18 protein-coding genes are annotated in these 16948 nt (G+C 61.2%); 4 read left to right on the forward strand and 14 right to left on the reverse strand.

Annotation, left to right across the window (positions count from 1 at the left end; genetic code table 11):
• Positions 1 to 65 precede the first annotated feature (65 nt).
• The 12 genes from ACN0SC_RS13495 to ACN0SC_RS13550 all read right to left on the reverse strand — a co-directional run bounded on the left by ACN0SC_RS13495 (position 66) and on the right by ACN0SC_RS13550 (position 11298).
• The gene (locus ACN0SC_RS13495) at positions 66 to 815 is read right to left on the reverse strand and encodes a metallophosphoesterase (protein WP_417250201.1); all 750 of its coding nucleotides are present in this window, start codon (positions 813 to 815) and stop codon (positions 66 to 68) included.
• 80 nt (positions 816 to 895) lie between these two features.
• Positions 896 to 2215, reverse strand: a complete 1320-nt coding sequence (locus ACN0SC_RS13500) for a lipopolysaccharide biosynthesis protein (RefSeq protein WP_417250202.1) — start codon at positions 2213 to 2215, stop codon at positions 896 to 898.
• Positions 2216 to 2237: 22 nt separating this feature from the next.
• The gene (locus tag ACN0SC_RS13505) at positions 2238 to 2861 is read right to left on the reverse strand and encodes a hypothetical protein (protein ID WP_417250203.1); all 624 of its coding nucleotides are present in this window, start codon (positions 2859 to 2861) and stop codon (positions 2238 to 2240) included.
• A complete protein-coding gene (locus tag ACN0SC_RS13510; protein ID WP_417250204.1) occupies positions 2855 to 4069 on the reverse strand; it encodes a hypothetical protein in 1215 nt (404 codons plus the stop codon). The genes ACN0SC_RS13505 and ACN0SC_RS13510 overlap by 7 nt, the downstream gene beginning before the upstream one ends.
• Positions 4062 to 5111: a hypothetical protein gene (locus ACN0SC_RS13515; protein ID WP_417250205.1), complete on the reverse strand. Its 1050-nt coding sequence runs from the start codon at positions 5109 to 5111 to the stop codon at positions 4062 to 4064. Before ACN0SC_RS13515 ends, ACN0SC_RS13510 begins: the two co-directional genes overlap by 8 nt.
• The gene (locus tag ACN0SC_RS13520; RefSeq protein ID WP_417250206.1) at positions 5101 to 5850 is read right to left on the reverse strand and encodes a sulfotransferase domain-containing protein; all 750 of its coding nucleotides are present in this window, start codon (positions 5848 to 5850) and stop codon (positions 5101 to 5103) included. The genes ACN0SC_RS13515 and ACN0SC_RS13520 overlap by 11 nt, the downstream gene beginning before the upstream one ends.
• Positions 5851 to 5854: 4 nt before the next feature.
• Complete coding sequence (locus tag ACN0SC_RS13525) at positions 5855 to 7042, reverse strand: glycosyltransferase family 4 protein (RefSeq protein WP_417250207.1); 1188 nt, start codon at positions 7040 to 7042, stop codon at positions 5855 to 5857.
• On the reverse strand, positions 7039 to 7710 hold the full coding sequence (locus ACN0SC_RS13530; protein WP_417250208.1) for a sugar transferase: 672 nt from the start codon (positions 7708 to 7710) through the stop codon (positions 7039 to 7041). Before ACN0SC_RS13530 ends, ACN0SC_RS13525 begins: the two co-directional genes overlap by 4 nt.
• Positions 7707 to 8933 carry a DegT/DnrJ/EryC1/StrS family aminotransferase gene (locus ACN0SC_RS13535; RefSeq protein WP_417250209.1) on the reverse strand — a complete coding sequence of 409 codons (1227 nt, stop codon included), beginning with the start codon at positions 8931 to 8933 and terminating at the stop codon, positions 7707 to 7709. Before ACN0SC_RS13535 ends, ACN0SC_RS13530 begins: the two co-directional genes overlap by 4 nt.
• The gene (locus tag ACN0SC_RS13540; RefSeq protein ID WP_417250210.1) at positions 8930 to 9787 is read right to left on the reverse strand and encodes a sulfotransferase family protein; all 858 of its coding nucleotides are present in this window, start codon (positions 9785 to 9787) and stop codon (positions 8930 to 8932) included. The genes ACN0SC_RS13535 and ACN0SC_RS13540 overlap by 4 nt, the downstream gene beginning before the upstream one ends.
• Before the next feature lie 541 nt (positions 9788 to 10328).
• Complete coding sequence (locus ACN0SC_RS13545; protein ID WP_417250211.1) at positions 10329 to 11027, reverse strand: winged helix-turn-helix domain-containing protein; 699 nt, start codon at positions 11025 to 11027, stop codon at positions 10329 to 10331.
• Positions 10999 to 11298, reverse strand: coding sequence for a hypothetical protein (locus tag ACN0SC_RS13550; protein WP_417250212.1), 300 nt, complete (start codon positions 11296 to 11298; stop codon positions 10999 to 11001). The genes ACN0SC_RS13545 and ACN0SC_RS13550 overlap by 29 nt, the downstream gene beginning before the upstream one ends.
• Before the next feature lie 171 nt (positions 11299 to 11469).
• On the opposite strand from ACN0SC_RS13550, the gene ACN0SC_RS13555 reads away from it, so the two are divergent.
• The 3 genes from ACN0SC_RS13555 (at position 11470) to ACN0SC_RS13565 (ending at position 13892) form a co-directional block, all read left to right on the forward strand.
• Positions 11470 to 11910, forward strand: coding sequence for a hypothetical protein (locus ACN0SC_RS13555; protein ID WP_417250213.1), 441 nt, complete (start codon positions 11470 to 11472; stop codon positions 11908 to 11910).
• Between the two features lie 128 nt (positions 11911 to 12038).
• Positions 12039 to 12677, forward strand: a complete 639-nt coding sequence (locus ACN0SC_RS13560) for a ribonuclease HII (protein ID WP_417250214.1) — start codon at positions 12039 to 12041, stop codon at positions 12675 to 12677.
• A 114-nt stretch (positions 12678 to 12791) separates the two neighbouring features.
• Positions 12792 to 13892 carry a site-specific DNA-methyltransferase gene (locus tag ACN0SC_RS13565; RefSeq protein WP_417250215.1) on the forward strand — a complete coding sequence of 367 codons (1101 nt, stop codon included), beginning with the start codon at positions 12792 to 12794 and terminating at the stop codon, positions 13890 to 13892.
• Between the two features lie 198 nt (positions 13893 to 14090).
• Here ACN0SC_RS13565 and ACN0SC_RS13570 read toward each other — a convergent pair whose 3' ends face one another.
• Entirely contained in the window at positions 14091 to 15224 is a 1134-nt protein-coding gene (locus tag ACN0SC_RS13570; protein ID WP_417250216.1) for an alkane 1-monooxygenase, read from the reverse strand.
• A 32-nt stretch (positions 15225 to 15256) separates the two neighbouring features.
• The gene (gene mutY / locus ACN0SC_RS13575; RefSeq protein WP_417250217.1) at positions 15257 to 16330 is read right to left on the reverse strand and encodes an A/G-specific adenine glycosylase; all 1074 of its coding nucleotides are present in this window, start codon (positions 16328 to 16330) and stop codon (positions 15257 to 15259) included.
• A gap of 79 nt (positions 16331 to 16409) precedes the next feature.
• Here mutY and ACN0SC_RS13580 point away from each other — a divergent pair, with 79 nt between their 5' ends.
• A complete protein-coding gene (locus tag ACN0SC_RS13580; RefSeq protein WP_417250218.1) occupies positions 16410 to 16946 on the forward strand; it encodes a DUF721 domain-containing protein in 537 nt (178 codons plus the stop codon).
• Positions 16947 to 16948: the final 2 nt, after the last annotated feature.

Genomic DNA, 16948 nt, shown 5'->3' on the forward strand with positions numbered 1-16948 from the left:
TGCCGCGGTTGTATCAGGTCGGCGAAAAACATCAATCGGTTGAGGCGCCGAATCCAGTGATCCTATCAGTATCGCGATTGAACGAATTCAAGGTTAACGCCATCGAAAACGGCCGCGGTTAATGTGCCCGTGGCGTAGGCGCCTGTGTCGATGCTGACGCGCGCGCCTTCCGATGTGGGTTGCTCGACAATCGTGTGTCCGTGAACGACCCAATGACCGTCGGTGCGGGGCTGTTTGCGAAATTGGGGGTGGCCCCAAATGAGTGGTTTTTCCCCCTGTTCCTCGATTGGCCGCGTTGGATCAGCACCCGCGTGGATCGCATAGAGGTTGCCGTGTTTCGAGTAGAGGGGGCGCTCGATCAGCCAGTTGATCACCGCATCTCCCATGGCGAGCGCCAGAGCGTCGCGCATTTTCGTCAGTTCGGTTTGCGTGCCCGCGACCGAGTAGCTGGCCACGGTTTGCAGCCCGCCATTGCGCAGCCACCGACCGCCGCGTTCTTCGGGCGCGTCGAGAAAGTCGAGAAGCATCCGTTCGTGGTTGCCTAACAAGCAGATCGCGTCAGGCATCCCCATCAGCATTTCAATGACCTGCCGGCTTTCGTCGCCGCGATCAATGTAGTCACCGACAAATAGAAGCTGTGCATTCGGGTGGTCGGTTTGCAGGCGTGTGACCAGTTTTTCGGCAAGCGTCGCACATCCGTGAATGTCGCCGATTGCGGCTACGGGTTTGGGCACCGAAAGGTGCTGCGGTTCGACCGCGATGACGGGTTCGGGCGTCGACTTTTTCCCAAAGAACCGAGATAGAAATCCAGCCATCATCAACTCCCGTTTGACCATTTATAGCAGAGCAATACGCGCGATTTTGCACCATGTCGACGCCATTGAAAATCCAATTGTCACGCGCCCTTTCGGTGCGCAGGAAGTTCCGTTCCGATAGGGCGCGGCCTGTCGCGCGCAAGCACCGTCGGATTGATGCCAAGCGTCCCAATCGCGCGATGGAGAAGGATGCAATTCCACGCAATCGAGGCCGCGGCGATTCCGATTGCGGCGCCCTCAATCCCGTAATGCGCGACGAGGAGCGGCTGGCTGGACAGGTGCAGGGCGGTCATCACGGCGGAAGTTGTGGCGGCGAATCGTTCCTGACATGTCATGGCCATCAAAATGCCCACCGATCCCGTCGCAGCGTTGATCACCTGCCCGACCAAGAGGATCATAAGGACGCCGCGCCCTTCATTCGCGATCCCGCCGAAGAGGCCGAAGAGCGGACCATGCAGCGCGAAAAGCGCGATGACGAAAAGGGCGGTTGCACCGAGCGACAGGTGAGCCGCCTTGCGCATGATGTGCTGAAGTCCTCGCAGGTCGCCCATGCCATAGGCCTCCGCGATGCGCGGTGCGATGGCGGCATTGACGGCGATCAGGCCGAAGGTGGCCAACTCGCTGATACGGAACGCGGGATAGAACCGCGCCACGTCGCCAATCTCACCTACTGCACCAATGATCAGGACGCTGGCGTGGCGGTTGGCAATCTGCATCGTGCCGACCAGCATGAGCGGCAGGGACATTGCTAGCCAAGGGAGCGGCGTGGGCGTTGCCGCACGCACATGGCGCAGATCGGCGAGACAAGGCAGCGTGAGAAGAAGCCCCGCAACCGCCATTGTATAGGCCCCGCCAATGACGATGACCTCGATCTGTGTGTTTAGCCCCGTGCCGAGGGTAAGGGCTGCGATTGCGGTCGCGAAGAGAATGCCCGCATGTGGCAGCCCGCTTTGAAAGAATGCCCCAGCAAACGACCTTCGGTGGCCCAGCATGATCCCAGACGCCAGTCGCGACATGGCGAAGGGCCAGATTAGAAACGCCGCCATAACACCTTCGCGTGGCGTGGTGCCCCCGTCAGACAGGGCCGCACCGACAATGCCGGCGGTCAAAATCGAGGCACCCGTCACGGCGGTGGCGGCAAAGATCACGAAGGCTTTGAGGTCGCCGAGATTACCCGTTGCACGGCGGTCGGCCACCAATCGGGTGCCCGCTCTCATCAGCCCCAGTTGCGCGATTTGTGAGGCGATCAGTGCCGTGGTCAGCGCTATGACCACCGCGCTGAATTCGTCGGGAGACAAGAGGCGGGACAGGAGTGCGCTCGCCAGAAAGCTGGCAAGCGAGGCCAGTAACAGCCCTGATCCCGAACCAGCCGCTTTCGTGGCGATTTGTTTGGCGTTCATCGTGTCTCTCATGCCTGCGGGCTCAATCGGCCTCGCCCTTGATCCAATCCAGTGCCCGCCGCGCTGTGCCACGGATATGGCGCTTGGCTCGCATGGCGGGACGTGGCGGCGCGGTGATGTCGCCGATCATCTCGTGGATGCGCTTCCGGTTAGCGTCCTTGAGTTCGGGGAAGACGCGCGCGGCAGGGGGGATGCCAAGCGCGTCATAAAGCTCCGACCAATAGGCCTCGCCGAGCAGCATCAATGTCTCATAGGACACGAACCTGTAGGGATGCCCCGACGCCATCACCTCGCCGATCGTGGCGCGCACCTTCTCGCGCTCGGCGGCGACCTGATCTGCGGACTTGCCGAACGTCTCCACCTTGGACAGGTCGGAGAGCGTCACGTCGCGGGTCGTGATGACGAAGAACAGCTCGTTCCCGTCACCGTATTTCGACAGCCACCGTCCGATATCGGGAAAGCGCGGCGGCGTTCCGAAAGGCAACGAGCGGTGGCAGACAGACGCATCCGCACCATGGGTCCAGCCGATCGCGTTCCAGTCGTCGAAACCGACTATCCCCAGCGAGGCGGCGCAGGCCTTGGCCACCAGACGACTGCCTGAGCTTTCCTGTCCGATGACGAATACAATCTTCTTCGGGATCACCATTTCAGCCTCCTCTTAGGCGTGGCGAGGTCCATCCTCTCCGAAATCCGTTTGGCTAATGCGAGGCTGAATACGAGTGTCGGGGCCTGGAGCATCGTGTTGGAAAACAGCGCGTAGACGACGCAACCGACGCAAACCAACGTGATCTCTGGCGCCTGTTTGCGAATGCGCCATAGCGGGGAAATCACGTAGTGCATCGCGAAGGCCGCGCCGAAGACGCCCGTGGTGTGAAAGATCACCAGAAAGCTGTTGTGCAGTGTCGAGCGCTCGATCCATTCATTTGCCCAGCCGACTTCCACCAGCACGGTCGCGCCAAGCCCCCGCCCGAAATAGGGAACGCCCTGATCACGCCAGTCCTGAAATACGGAGAGATACTCGAGGTAGCGGTTCGAGGTGATCTGCGTGAGCAGCTCGTCATCAAAATGGCCCGTCGTCAGCGAGGTCAGGAAATCGGCCAGACGCGCAAAGTTCCCGCCCAGAGCGTTGAGGCCATAGATGATCGGGTTGACGGGAGCGACGGCAAAGACACCGACAAGGGCCAGCACTAGAAGCCCGATAATCAGCCGTTGCCGCAGGAGCAGGTAGGCGCCCGTCACACTCAGGAGCGCGAGATACGTGGCTTCCTTTCCCGTGATAATCGCCATGACCAACAGCGCGAAGACGGGCAAACGACGCCCTTTGAACAGGGCGATGGAGAAGAGGAAAATGATCGCGGGAACATGGTGGGCGGCGGGCATGGTCATCCCGCTTGCGCGCGCAAGAATGATAAAGGCGACGACAGCGACGACTACGACCCAAAGCGCGCGATAGAGGTGATGGATCACCTGCGCGAGATCAATGCTATGGGTGCGCCAGAACACCACCGCGAGTAAGAGGAAGAGCGCCCGCATGAGGTTGCCCGCGATGTCCAACGGGTTTTGCGCCTGTCCGAGCGCCATAGGGAGCGCAAGCAGAAGAAACGCGAGAACCATCAGTTCGGTGCGACGAACCCGCACCATTTGCGGATGCGCAATCACATAGGAGATGGCAAAGACGAACCCCGAAAGGATGCCTGCGTAATTGGCGAATGTGCCGATATGCGGGTCGCGGGACAGCACTTCGAAAAATGCGTAGCCAAAGGACGCCGCAGCCACCCACCATGCGCGCAAACGGTCGACCGAGATGACGGAAGGCAGCGTGACGGGGGAGATATGTGCCATGCTCTCAGCCATGTTCAAGCACCCTGAAAGTCGCGTCGAACCCTTTGAGCGCGACACCCGAGATCGGTACGCGGTTTTGCAATCTCTCCATGATTGGCAGGTTCAGAATGCCGTGTTGGAAATAGCGGTTCGGCAGGCAGTCCTTGCGAAAGGACGCGATGGTGCGCACCTCCTCCGTGGCCGCTTCGAGGTGGTAGAGGCTCGCGTGCGGGGATGTCTGACTGGGGCAAAGCTCCGCCGTGGTGGCAAACACCCACCCGCCCTTGACCGCGGCGGAATAGAACACGGGCCCGTTGACCTCCGCGAGGGTCGTGAGGGCCTTTGTCGCGCGGTCAAAGCGCAGCAGTCGGTTCGGCGCGAATTGCGCGTCGGTGCCGAAGTAGATCGCTTTGGCGGAGAACTGCGGGCTGATCGTGCGCCAGTCCTCGCTGCCCTCACCTAGCGCGGTGCAGTCAGAGAAATCGGGGGCGAAGGAGAGAATACGGCACTCATGTGCGAGGTCGCCTGTGCAGACTATCGTGCGCCTTGTGAAGGGATCGCGGCGCACCGAATGGATGTGTCGCACTTCACCTTGGCCAAAACGATAGATTTCCGTGGCGTGTGCGTCCTGAGGTGTGGCGCGGTAGATGCGGACGGCGTCGCGCTGGGGGTTGTCGAAATACTCGCCGAATACCACGCTGTCGTCGGGCATGACGCTCGCCCCGCCCCGCAGGACACGATGCGCCCGCGCTAGTCCACGGAGCGGTCGGATGGCCCCGTCACGCGTGATGAAACCCGCCTCGCGTGCGTAGGTGTAGAACAGGCTCCCGTCCGACAGCGGCATCACGTTGTAGAAGGTTTCGCGGGCCAGCCGCCGTCCCAGACGTGTCATGGCAAGGGCGCGGCGGAACAACGGACGGGGCAGGCGGGCCACGCGTCTGCAAGGTCCGTCAATCGTGTCGCTGCGCAGGATGTCCGGTCCTTTCGACCAATAGACCGCTCCCGCGCCGATGTGTTCGCAGGTTTCGGCCTCGGGGCGGACGAAGCGGTGCATGTGCAGGGGGCTATCCGACATGGCGGGGCCCTGAAATGCGTGTGCCAAAGGCATTCTCGATTGTCGTGATCTCGGCGGGCGAGAGCTTGGCGCGGCCGATCCCGACTTGCCCACGGTGTTCGGAGACGTGGTTGGGATGCAGCATCAATTCGTCGTCGGCAAAGGCGATTTTCCGCCCCATTGCGCGATTGATCTTGCGGCGCAGGTGTTCGAACTTCGGCGTCTTGCGGCGCGATTTTTCGTAGGCTGAGTCGATGGAGAGGCTGCGGCTGATCTCCTCCACGGTGGTCTCGCTCAAAGGCGCGTCAGAGAAAGTGGCGATCTGGCGAACCGCTTCGGGCAGGTCGTTAAGCAAAAGCGTATAGTCCTGCACCAGCACATGTTCGGAGGGGCGACTGAGCAGCCAGTCCTCGGCGTCGAGAGCCTGCCCGACGCGATCCAAAGCGCGCGAGATGGAGAAGTCGAATTTCGTTTTCATGGAATAGACGACATCAAGGAGATCGCGGTGGACGTAGAGAAACCGCACTCGTCCGCCCGTCTCCGCGAGGCGGCGGAGGTTGTCGGGGGGAAAGTGCATTTTGATCACATGCAGTTCGGGCGCGGCTTCCAAGCGGGCCAGCTCGGCATCGGAATGCGCCCAGTCGTCCGAGCTGCGCCATGCAACGCGGTCGCCCGTTCGCGCCGCCCTGGCGGTTTTCCACGCGATGTTGAACTGAAGGGTCGAGCCCGAGCGCGGCATTCCGCAGCAGATGAGAAGCATGTGGCTATCCTCCAATGGGCTCAAAGCCCTGCGCGTCGCTGTCGGTCAGGCTGTCGAGAAGCGCGGGCCATGAGATGGGCGTGGATGTGGGGAGCGGGTGTCTGTACGGTTTCGCCCCCGTGGTGAGCAGCGCATCAAGCGCCTTGGCGATGGCGGCAGCCGTGGGTGCGGTCGGTACGGCACCTGTCCCGTCGCGTTCCAGAGCGCGGGCAAGCCGGCTTTCGGGTTCGACCAGTGCCAGAACACGCAGCCCCAAATCGGCATAGGTCGCCACTTTCGACGGGTAGGCCACTCGGTAGATGTTCGGCGCGAGCGAAACCAATCCGATATCCGCCCCCGCGATGATCTCGCGGGCCTGTTCAAAGGGCAGGAAATCGGCAAAGCGCACTTGCGGATGATTGCCCCAACGGGCCATGAGATCATCACGCGCCATCCCGTCACCGAGGAACATCAACTCAAGGTCGGGATTGGCGTTGAAGCACTTCGCAACCCCCTCCGTGAGCAGCGGGAGATTCTGGAACCGTCCGAGGTTTCCCGCGAAAATCACCCGCGTTTTGCCTTCGGGTTTGACCAGTTCCTCAGGCGCGGGGACAGGCTCGCCATCGGTATCGAGCGGCGGGTTGTTCATGACATGAATCGGCAGCGGCCCGATTTCCCGCGCGCGCAGCGTATAGGCCATATCTTCCGACAGGGTGACAATCGCCTCCGCACGGCGCAGCGATTGGTTGTCGAGTGCGCGCAGGAGGCGCGCGGGCAGGCCGCGCCCCAAACGTCCGCCTGAATAGTTCGAAACCTCAGGGTGAATGTCCTGCACATGGTAGATGAACCGCGCCCCACGAAGGCGGGCGGCGGCACTGGCGCACCATGCGGCCACGACAGGTGGGAAGGTGCCCGCCGTGACCACATCGGCACGGGAGAGCAGGGTGTGGAAGAAGAGCGCGACGCAATAGATCGCCGCATTCACCGCGCGTAGGAATGGACTGCGCGAGGTCTCGTCCAGCACCCGTATCCGACGGATGACCATGCCTCCAAGATCCTCGCGGCTCGGCATGGGCGCGCGCGCGGCGGGCTGCGTGGTGAAGACCTCCACTTCATGCCCGTGGGCGGCCAGCTCCACGCCAATCTGGCGAAGGATGACGCCATAGGGCGAACTGTCGGGAGCGAAGTAGCGGTGGGTGAGCAATATCTTCATTCCGCCGCTCCGAATGTTGCGGGCGCCCAGCGTTCCGCCGCCGCGATGTCACGGGCGAGGGGGCGCGCCTTGAGGCCGATGGCGGGGCCGATGATTGCCAGCGCCGTGTGTAGAACGACCACAAGATCGCTCGCCACGTTCGCCCGTTTCAGATAGGCCCGATCAACCGCGAGTTTGGCGGGCAGGAGATGCTCAACATAGCTCTTTTCGGGAGCTTTAGGGTCGATTAACGCCTCTCCGCACAGGTAGTAGTAAATCGCACCAGGACTGGTGATGCCTGGCCGCACGGCGAGCGTCTCCATCATCCAGTCGCTGTAGTGATCGGCCACAATGGCGGGGTCTTCGGGGCGCGGTCCGACCACCGAGATATCGCCCATGAGCACGTTCCAAAATTGCGGCAATTCGTCGATCTTCGACTTTCTCAGGAAGGCGCCGAAGGGGAAAATACGGGCATCGCCCTGAGCGGTGATGACGGGGCCCCTCGTACCGACATGCATGGTGCGGAACTTCAGCATGTCGAAGGGCACACCACCTTTCCCCACCCGCTTGGCGCGATAGAGGATCGGTCCCTTGGACGACAGCCGCACGCCAATCGCCGCGATCATGAGAATCGGACTCACGAAGATCAGCGCCGTTGCGGCCAGTGCAATGTCGATGGCGCGTTTCATTGGCCCAAGGCTCCGCGCACGACCTCGATCACGCGAGATTGCTCCGCTGCGCTCATCCCCATGAACATCGGTAGGCTGACGCAATTGCGGAAATAGGCGTCGGCGGCAGGGAAGCGCCGCCCCCGTGCCATCGGGCGCCAGTAGGTCATTTGATGTAGAGGGCGATAATGGACGGAGGTGGCCACCCCGCTTTCCTGCAAGCATTGGATAAACTGGTCGCGTGTCACGGGCGCGTCCTCGCCCAGTTGGACGATATAGAGGTGCCACGAATGTTCGTCGCCCCGCGCGGCATGTGGCGGCAGGACAAGCGGCAGATCGGACAGCGCCGTATCGTAGAGCGCCGCGATCCGTTTCCGCGCGGCGTGGAAGTCGTCGATGCGCTTGAGCTGGACCCGCCCGATGGAGGCGGCCAGATCGGTCATGTTGTATTTGTAGCCCGCTTCGACCACGTCATAGGCCCAGCCCGCCCTGATGTTCGTGAACCTGTCGAAGACATCACGGTCAATCCCGTGCAGGCGCATCTTGCGCACCCGTGCCGCCATCTCGTCATCGGCGGTCACGAGCATCCCGCCTTCGCCCGTGGTCATCGTCTTGTTCGCGTAGAAGCTGAAGGCGGTGACATCCGCGCCCGCTTCAATGCTGCCGATCAGGTGTCCTTGGTGACGGGTCGGCAGGGCATGGGCGGCGTCATCAAGAATGCGCAACCCGTGCGCGTCCGCCAGCGCGCGAAGTGCCGTCATGTCACAGGCACGGCCCGCGAAATGCACGGGCATGATCACCTTGGTCCGTTCTGTGATCGCTTCTGCCACCGCATCCATGTCCAAACAGAAGGTCGCGGGGTCCATATCTACGAAAATAGGTGTCGCGCCGAGATAGCGCACCACTTCCGCCGTGGCGGTGAAGGTGAGGGTTGGCACGATCACCTCGTCCCCCGCCCGCACGCCGAGCGCCTCCAGTCCCAGATGCAACGCCGCCGTGGCCGAGTTGACCGCGATGGCATAGACGTCGCCCCCCAAAAGGGTGCGAAAATCCGCTTCAAACCGCGCCGTTTGCGGGCCTGTGGTCAGCCATCCGCTGCGCAGGCTCTCGACCACGGCACTGACTTCCCCCTCACCTATGGACGGGCGGAAGAAGGGCACGGACAGCGGCGCGTCGCCCACAGGAATCTGCGGGATAGGTTTATGCGCCACATTGGAACGGAAGATGGGTGCGGAGTAGCTCATGACATATATCCCAGTTTGGTGAGTGTGGGGGCGAGAACGGCTTCAATCGTTGTCTGATCCTCTGGCGGAAGGGCCTGTGTCGTGCGTCGCGAACTGGGTCGCAGTTTCGCGCGGTAGGTCGCCATGATCGTTCCCTTGTCGGGTAGGTCGAGATGGTCGATCAGTGCCGCAAGCGCCGCGTCATCGCGGATCAGATCCTCGTAGCGAATGGTGAAGACGCGCGATTCGGCCCCGTTGATCCGTGCGAGATCGCGGCTGGCCTGCGTATAGGACGCCAGCCATTGCCGCGCGCAGACCTTGGACAGTGGTTCGGTCACGGCGGCGGTGTCGATGTCTGGGAACCTTGGCCCCCATACCTTGCCACCCTTACGCCCCGACAGCAGCCCTTTGACCAGATTGAGACCGAACCACGCGACATAGCCGAGGTTGCGGATCGGGATTTGCCGCAGCTTGCGCAGGAGCGCTGACCAGTCGGGCGACTGGCGCCACTGGCGCATCGCGCTTTCGGTCACATCGCGCCCTTCGCGAATGAGATGGACATAGCGCGCGTTCGGAAAGACCGCCTCGACAAAGGGCACGCGCAGGGTGTTGGCCACGGTTTTCTCGATAAGAATGTCGTCGGGCGCGGCCTTGGCCAGTGAGCGCAGGGTCTTGCGGATGAAGCGTTTGCGCGGCTCGGTGAGTGTTGCGGGGTCAAGGATGTCGTCGGGCGCTGCTTCCGCGCCATAGCGCCAGACGTAGTTCACATCATAGGGCACGGCGGCGGTGCCGCGCCCAGAGGCGAGCACATCGCGCAGGAACTTCGTGCCTGACCGCGCCGCGCCGATGAGGATGATGGGAGCGGGCTCAGACATTGCGGGCACCCTCGCGGACCACACGGTCAATGACGAGAACAGGGGAGGGATTCGGTTGCTGTGCTCTCGTCATGCTGTGCTCCTTCGGATTTTCCGTGTCGTCATCTGTCCCGCGAACGGGCCGTGTCGGGGAAAATTCTCCACCCCGCAGCCCTGTCCAATCGCGGCGCTTCACCCGCAGATCTGGACCGTCCTGATAGAGTCGAGTGTTAGGGCCACTCGTTTATGAAATGGTAAACGGCGATGGCTTTCCGTGGGGTCCACCTGAGCGGATCGGCACGACGAGGCTGGGCGAGGCATGGGGAGATCAGCCTCACGCCGCACCCTGCGCGCGGGCGCGATTGGTGTAGTCTTTTGCGACCGTTAGCTATGTTCGGAAGGGTGTCTGTCGGGCGATCTGGGCATCGCACAGGGATCGCTGCCGCGGTCGTTTACCACGCCGCGCGGGAGGAAATCGTGAAAATTTTAGTCAATCAGCGCAGACCTTCGGACGACCGTACTCTGCCTGCGTCTTGGTTAATTCCGTGAGTCGCACCGCGCCTTAGCGCATGTCGATCACGTCCTTGCTGACCGAAAGCACATAGCCCTTACGCGCGATGTTCTTGACCAGAAGCTCGCTGACCATCTGGTTGCCGAGCGTATCGCGCAGCCGCTTGATCCGTGTCGCACCCGCCGCCTCGTCGCAATCGGCTTCGGACCGTCCCGAGATCATCGCCTCGATCTGCGACCCCGTCAGCATATCACCGTCGATTCGCGCCTCGGCCAGAACGGCGAGCGTCTCCATCGCGGCGGGGGTCAGTTTGAACGCCATGTCATTGAGGTAGACCGCGTTCTCTGCACGCGCGATCATCAGCGAGGAGACCTGAAGCCCCTGCCGCTCGATCTCGCTCATTCGGCGACCCAGCCCGATGATCGTCACGACAAACACCAACGTGGCAATCAACAGCGCGGTCGCAAAAACCAGCAACACGAAAATCACCATGCGGTAACTCGCCAGAGTGTCGGAAAAGGCCGTGCCCGATTGCGCGAGAATTTCGAGGAGTTTGATCTCCGCCCTGCTGGTCAGATCGTTCTCGACAAAGATCCGCTCGACCCGCGCATTAAACGCGTTGGCATCGGGCAGGTTGACGAAGAGGAAGACCGCCGTTGCGGCGAGAATCAACACGATCGCCGCGATGCCGAATCCTACGACGCGCGCCGACCGCCCGCTCTCAGTATTTGAGGTAAAACGCGCCAGCACTATCTTTCACCGCTTCCAGTTTCGTCTCGTCGATCATGCCGACGATTGTGAGGAGAATCCATCCGTCTTTTGCCAGTCGTGGGGCAAGCGCGGCGGCGGCTTTTGCGGGAGTGCAGGCATTGGGCGCAATCTCGGCAACGCCATAATGCAGCTTGAGGGGATTCTCCCGCTTCGCCTTATACTCGGCGTAACAGGCGGCCTGCGCCCCCAAGGGAAGCGCAATAACCAAAAGCGTTGCAATGAACGCGGGGAGAAAATGTGTGTGTGTCATGCGCACACCCTGTCCTGAATGCCGTTGCTATTCAATAACACAGTGCCCTTTGCGCGTCGTTATCGCCTAACAAGCGGATGATATTGAGCGATTTGAGCATCTCGCACCACAACCGTTGCATCCACCGCGTCGCCCCACGGCGCACCCACAGACAGACATAGGATGCGACTCATGAAAACCACGAAATTCACCGCTGGACTGATTGCTTTCTCCCTTGCCATCTCCGCCGCCGCTGCCCCTGCGCGCGCCGATGATAAAGGCGTGGCCACGGCGCTGGGCGGGTTGCTTGCGCTGATCGTGATCGGCAAGGCCATCGAAGGCTCTTCAAAGCCCGCACCCGCACCCGTCTACAACGCGCCGCATAACAACGGAAAAGGTCATAAGGCCTCTCCCTTCGACATTCCGCAGGTCTGCGTTGTGACCCTCGACCGCCGTGGCGCCGCCGATTCCAATATCGCGCTCAAATCCTGCCTCCAGAACAAAAGCAACGTGAAGACGCCCCTGCCGCAGCGGTGTGAAGTGGACGTGCGCTCCAATCGCCGCACCCTCGATGCCTACGATGTGAGTTGCCTGTCGCGCTTTGGCTATCAGGTGGCCGACCGTCGCCACTAACACAGAGTTCATCCCCAAACGTGACCTCATGTCCCCATGTGTCACGTTAACTAAGGGCGGAGGGTTTCATGCGTGCCTTCCGCCCCTTTTTCTTGCCTCCCTGCGCGCAATCGTATTTGTCGGAGGTCATGACGAAATATACTCCCGACACCAGTTTCGAAGAAGCCGCCGCGCGGCGTGGCTATTCCCGAATCGCAGGCGTGGACGAGGTCGGGCGTGGACCGCTCGCGGGGCCCGTGGTCGCCGCAGCCGTCTGGCTCCCGATGGATGCCGTGCCCGAGGGCCTTAACGACAGCAAGGCGCTGACCGAAAAACGCCGCCTTGTTCTCTATGAACAGATCATGGAGGTGGGCGATGTCTCCATCGCGCAGGCAACGGTGGAGGAGATCGACGAGATCAACATCCTGCAAGCCTCCCTTCTCGCCATGGAGCGCGCCGTGGCGGGGCTGAAAACGCCCGCCGATTATGTCCTCGTGGACGGCAACAAAATCCCCGCCGCCTTCGGCCTTGATGCCGAAGCAGTGGTCAAAGGCGACGCGCGTTCGGTGTCGATTGCGGCGGCCTCGATCATTGCCAAAACATGGCGCGATCGGCTGATGGTGGATTTAGCGCAACAGCATCCCGGATATGGATGGGAAAAGAACGCGGGTTACGGCACAAAAGCCCACATGGAAGGACTCCGAAATATTGGTGTGACCCCACACCATAGACGTTCCTTCAAGCCGATACACAATATCTTGTATCAAGCAAAATCTGTAAGTGACTGATTCAAAAAAGAAATTGACCACGAATCAGCAATGACTCATCTTTAGAGCCATAAATGACGTCAAAAATGGCGCGTTAAAACGACGTCCCACAAGGGACGCGATTATGAGGCAGAGATGAAAACAACGACCCGTAAGGCAGCGCCCGCGCTGCCCTTGAACCAGATTCTATCCGGCGACTGCATTGAGCAAATGAACGCTCTTCCCGAAGCATCCGTCGATCTGATTTTCGCCGACCCGCCCTATAACCTGCAATTGCGCGGCGATTTGCACCGTCCCGACAATTCCAAGGTGGACGCGGTTGACGATGCTTGGGACCAATTCGACAGTTTCAAAGTTTACGACCAATTCACCCGCGAATGGCTCAAGGCCGCTCGTCGCCTGCTCAAGCCCAATGGCGCGATCTGGGTGATCGGTTCCTATCACAACGTCTTCCGCCTCGGTGCCGAGTTGCAGAATCAGGGCTACTGGATTCTCAACGATGTGGTCTGGCGCAAGTCGAACCCGATGCCGAACTTCCGTGGCAAGCGTTTCACCAACGCCCATGAGACCCTGATCTGGGCGTCGAAGAACGAAGCAGCAAAATACACCTTCAACTACGAGGCGCTCAAGGCGCTCAATGAAGGCATTCAAATGCGCTCCGATTGGGTGCTCCCGATCTGCAACGGTGGCGAGCGTCTCAAGGACGAGAACGGCGACAAGGCGCATCCGACGCAAAAGCCTGCGAGCCTGCTGCATCGTGTTCTGGTCGGCACGACCAACCCTGGCGATGTGGTGCTTGATCCCTTCTTCGGCACGGGCACGACAGGTGCGGTGGCCAAGATGCTTGGCCGCGAGTTCATCGGCATCGAGCGCGAGGCGAAATATCGCAAGGTCGCCGAGAAGCGTATCGCCGCCGTGCGCAAATTCGACAAGGAAGCCCTGACCGTCACCACCTCCAAACGCGCCGAGCCGCGCGTGCCCTTCGGCCAGTTGGTCGAGCGCGGGATGCTGCGTCCGGGTGAGGAGCTTTATTCCATGAACGGCCGCCACAAAGCGCGCGTTCGCGCCGATGGCACGCTCGTCGGTGATGACATCAAAGGGTCGATCCATCAGGTCGGTGCCCATCTTGAGGGCGCGCCCTCGTGCAACGGTTGGACCTACTGGAACTTCAAGCGCGACGGGAAGCGGGTTTCCATCGACGTGCTGCGTCAGCAGATCCGCTCGGAGATGACCTGACACCTGCGTTTTGCGACATGTCGGGGGCCGACAAGGTGCCCGACGCATGTCCGACAGGTATCCGACGCAAATCCGACAGCGAATTTTAAGCAATAACCACCAGTTACCGCCTGGTGCCTGTGGTCTGACTTCCACGGCATCACCTTATGCCCCGCCCCTCAAAAGGCGGGGCTTTTTTGTCGGCAATTTGGTGGTGGATCAGGGGGAATCGGGAAGCGGGTTGCGCCCGTATTTGTAATCGTCCCAATCCTCGATGTCGGGATAATACTGCTCCCGCCAAGCTCGCACCCGAGGGTTCATCCGACGCCGCCAGAGCGGTGGGATCATGGCCACCAACGCGGTGAGCGTGTAGCCGTAGGGAAGCTGCGGCGCTTCGCTGTCGTCGTAGTTTTGCAGGAGCGGAAAACGGCGGTCTGGCTTGTAGTGGTGGTCCGAATGGCGCTGCAAATTGATGAGCAGCCAGTTGGTCGCCATATGCGCCGCGTTCCACGAATGGTGGGGTTTGACATGCTCGTATTTCCCGCCCCCGAGGTGGCGGCGTGTCAGGCCATAATGTTCAATATAATTCGTGAGTTCCAACTGCCAGATGGCCACGATGGCCTGCCAGAGAAAGAGGAAAAACCCTGCTACACCACCGAGCAGAACGGCAAGGATGAGCATCAGGATTTGCAGGGTCCAGTAGCGGAAATGCGGGTTGCGCGGATGCCACGGCGACAGCCCCCGCCGCGCCAGAAGCGCCGCCTCCGCCCGCCACGCCGAACGCGGACATTCGCGCAGGACACGGGCGAAATAGCGGTGGAACCCCTCGTTGTAAAGCGCCGTCACCGCGTCCCGCCGCGTGCCTACATAGACGTGATGGACCAGCAGGTGTTCGGAGCGGAAATGCCCGTAAAGGACGCTTGCGAGCAGCAGATCGCCAAGCCAGCGCTCCAACCTGTTTCTCTGGTGGACAAGCTCGTGGGCATAGACGATACCAATCGTCCCCGACGCCACGCCGAGGCCGAAGAACAGCACGATTTGTTCCAGCACCGACAGGTGGTCGGTATGCGTCACGTAGTAAATCAGCCCGAAGATATTGACGAACTGGATCGGGAACCAAACCAGCGTCACCAACCGATACCAGAACAGCGCGCGGTCATCCGTGTCGGGGTCGGCGTTGTCGCGGTTCAGGCCGAAAAGAGCGTCGAGCGCGGCGAAGAGATACCAAGCGTAGATCGGCACCAAGAACGTCAATATCCCGCCCCAGACAGCCCCCATCCATAGCAGAGGAACAGTGCCCAGAGAGAGCCAGAAGGGTAGGGCGTTACGGGTTCGGATCTCTGCCATATTCATCGCGATACCTCAGTTACACGTCGCCTGTTACTCTATTCTGCGTGCGGAGTGTCGAACGTGGAATGCGCTAGGTCAAATGCCTTTCGCATCACCGTGGGCAGGTCACTGGGCCGAAAGGCGTTTGCGCCGACCAATTGCGCAGTCTCGGGCGGATCGGTGATGTCTTCCGCCCTGTGGACACGAAGGATCAGGTGAAAGTGCGTGAAGGTGTGCCGCACCTCGCCCACCTCCTGCCACGCGGCGTGGAACGGCGGGGTCGGTTCAGGGGCGTCATTCCACTCCGAGCCTGGCCAGCCGAGCATTCCGCCGAGCAACCCGCGATCCTCGCGCCGTTCCAGAACCCACGCGCCAGCAATCGTGCGTGCGACATAGATATGGCCGTGGCGCACGGGTTTCGGCTTCTTCTTCTCCTTGCGGGGCAACTCCGCCGCCACGCCCTCCGCCTGTGCCACGCAGAGTGCCGACAGCGGGCAGATGCCACAGGCGGGCGATCGCGGGGTGCAGATCGTCGCGCCGAGGTCCATCACCGCTTGCGCGTAGTCACCCGCGCGTTTCTTGGGCGTCAGCTCCCCTGCCAATGCGGTCAATTCAGGTTTGGATTTCGGCAGCGGGGTTTCGACCCGAAACAGGCGGGACACGACCCGTTCCACGTTGCCATCCACCACCGTTTCGGGATGATCGAACGCAATCGCGGCAATGGCCGACGCCGTGTAAGGCCCAATGCCTGGAAGGGTCAAAAGCGCTTCTCTTGAACGGGGAAATTCCGCGCCGTGATCCGACACAACCGCGCGCGCGCATTTGAGGAGATTGCGGGCGCGGGCGTAATATCCAAGCCCCGCCCATTCGCCCATCACGTCCGAATCCTCTGCGGCGGCAAGGTCTTGCACGCTGGGCCACAGCGTTGTGAACCGCTCGAAATAGGCGGTCACGGCGGCTACGGTCGTTTGTTGCAACATGACCTCGGACAGCCAGACACGGTAAGGGTCGGGGGTGACGCCCTTTGCGCGGTCGGAGGGCGAGACACGCCACGCGAGGGTGCGGGCATGGGTGTCATACCACGCAAGCAGGCGCGGCGCGGTGCCTTCAGGTTTCAACTTGTCACGCAAACTTTAGCTCCCGTCATGGGCTTTGGACTGGCGCCCGTGGCGCGGTCTACTACAATAGCCCACAATCAGGAGGACGCCAGTGGTGGCAGCAACGGACAATCAGAAAATGAAAGCGCGACGCAAGAAAGGGTTCGAGGCAACCTCTGGCCTTTTGCAATCGCGCATCCGTGAAGCCGTTGAGGCACGCGGGTTTTCTGAGTCGCGTCTGTTGACCCATTGGTCGGAGGTTGTGGGCGATGATACCGCCGCCATGGCCCGTCCTGTGAAGGTTTCCTATGCCCAAGGCGGGTTTGGCGCGACCCTCACGCTTCTGACGACGGGGGCTTTTGCGCCGCTTCTACAGGCGCAGCTTCCCCAGATCCGCGAGCGCGTGAATGCGGTTTATGGCTATAATGCCATCGCGCGGATCAAAGTGACCCAAACCGCGCCCACGGGGTTTTCCGAGGGGCGGGTTTCTTTTGAGACGAAACAGCGGGACGACGGATTTGAAGTCGACCCCAAAGCGGCCGAACAGGCCCATAAAATGACCGAAACCGTAACGGATGAAGGGTTGCGCAAGGCGCTTGAAACGCTCGGTGCAAATCTCATCACAAAACGCACGAAAGACAAAAGGTAGTT

The organism is Celeribacter sp., assembly GCF_048261515.1.
Lineage (GTDB): Bacteria > Pseudomonadota > Alphaproteobacteria > Rhodobacterales > Rhodobacteraceae > Celeribacter.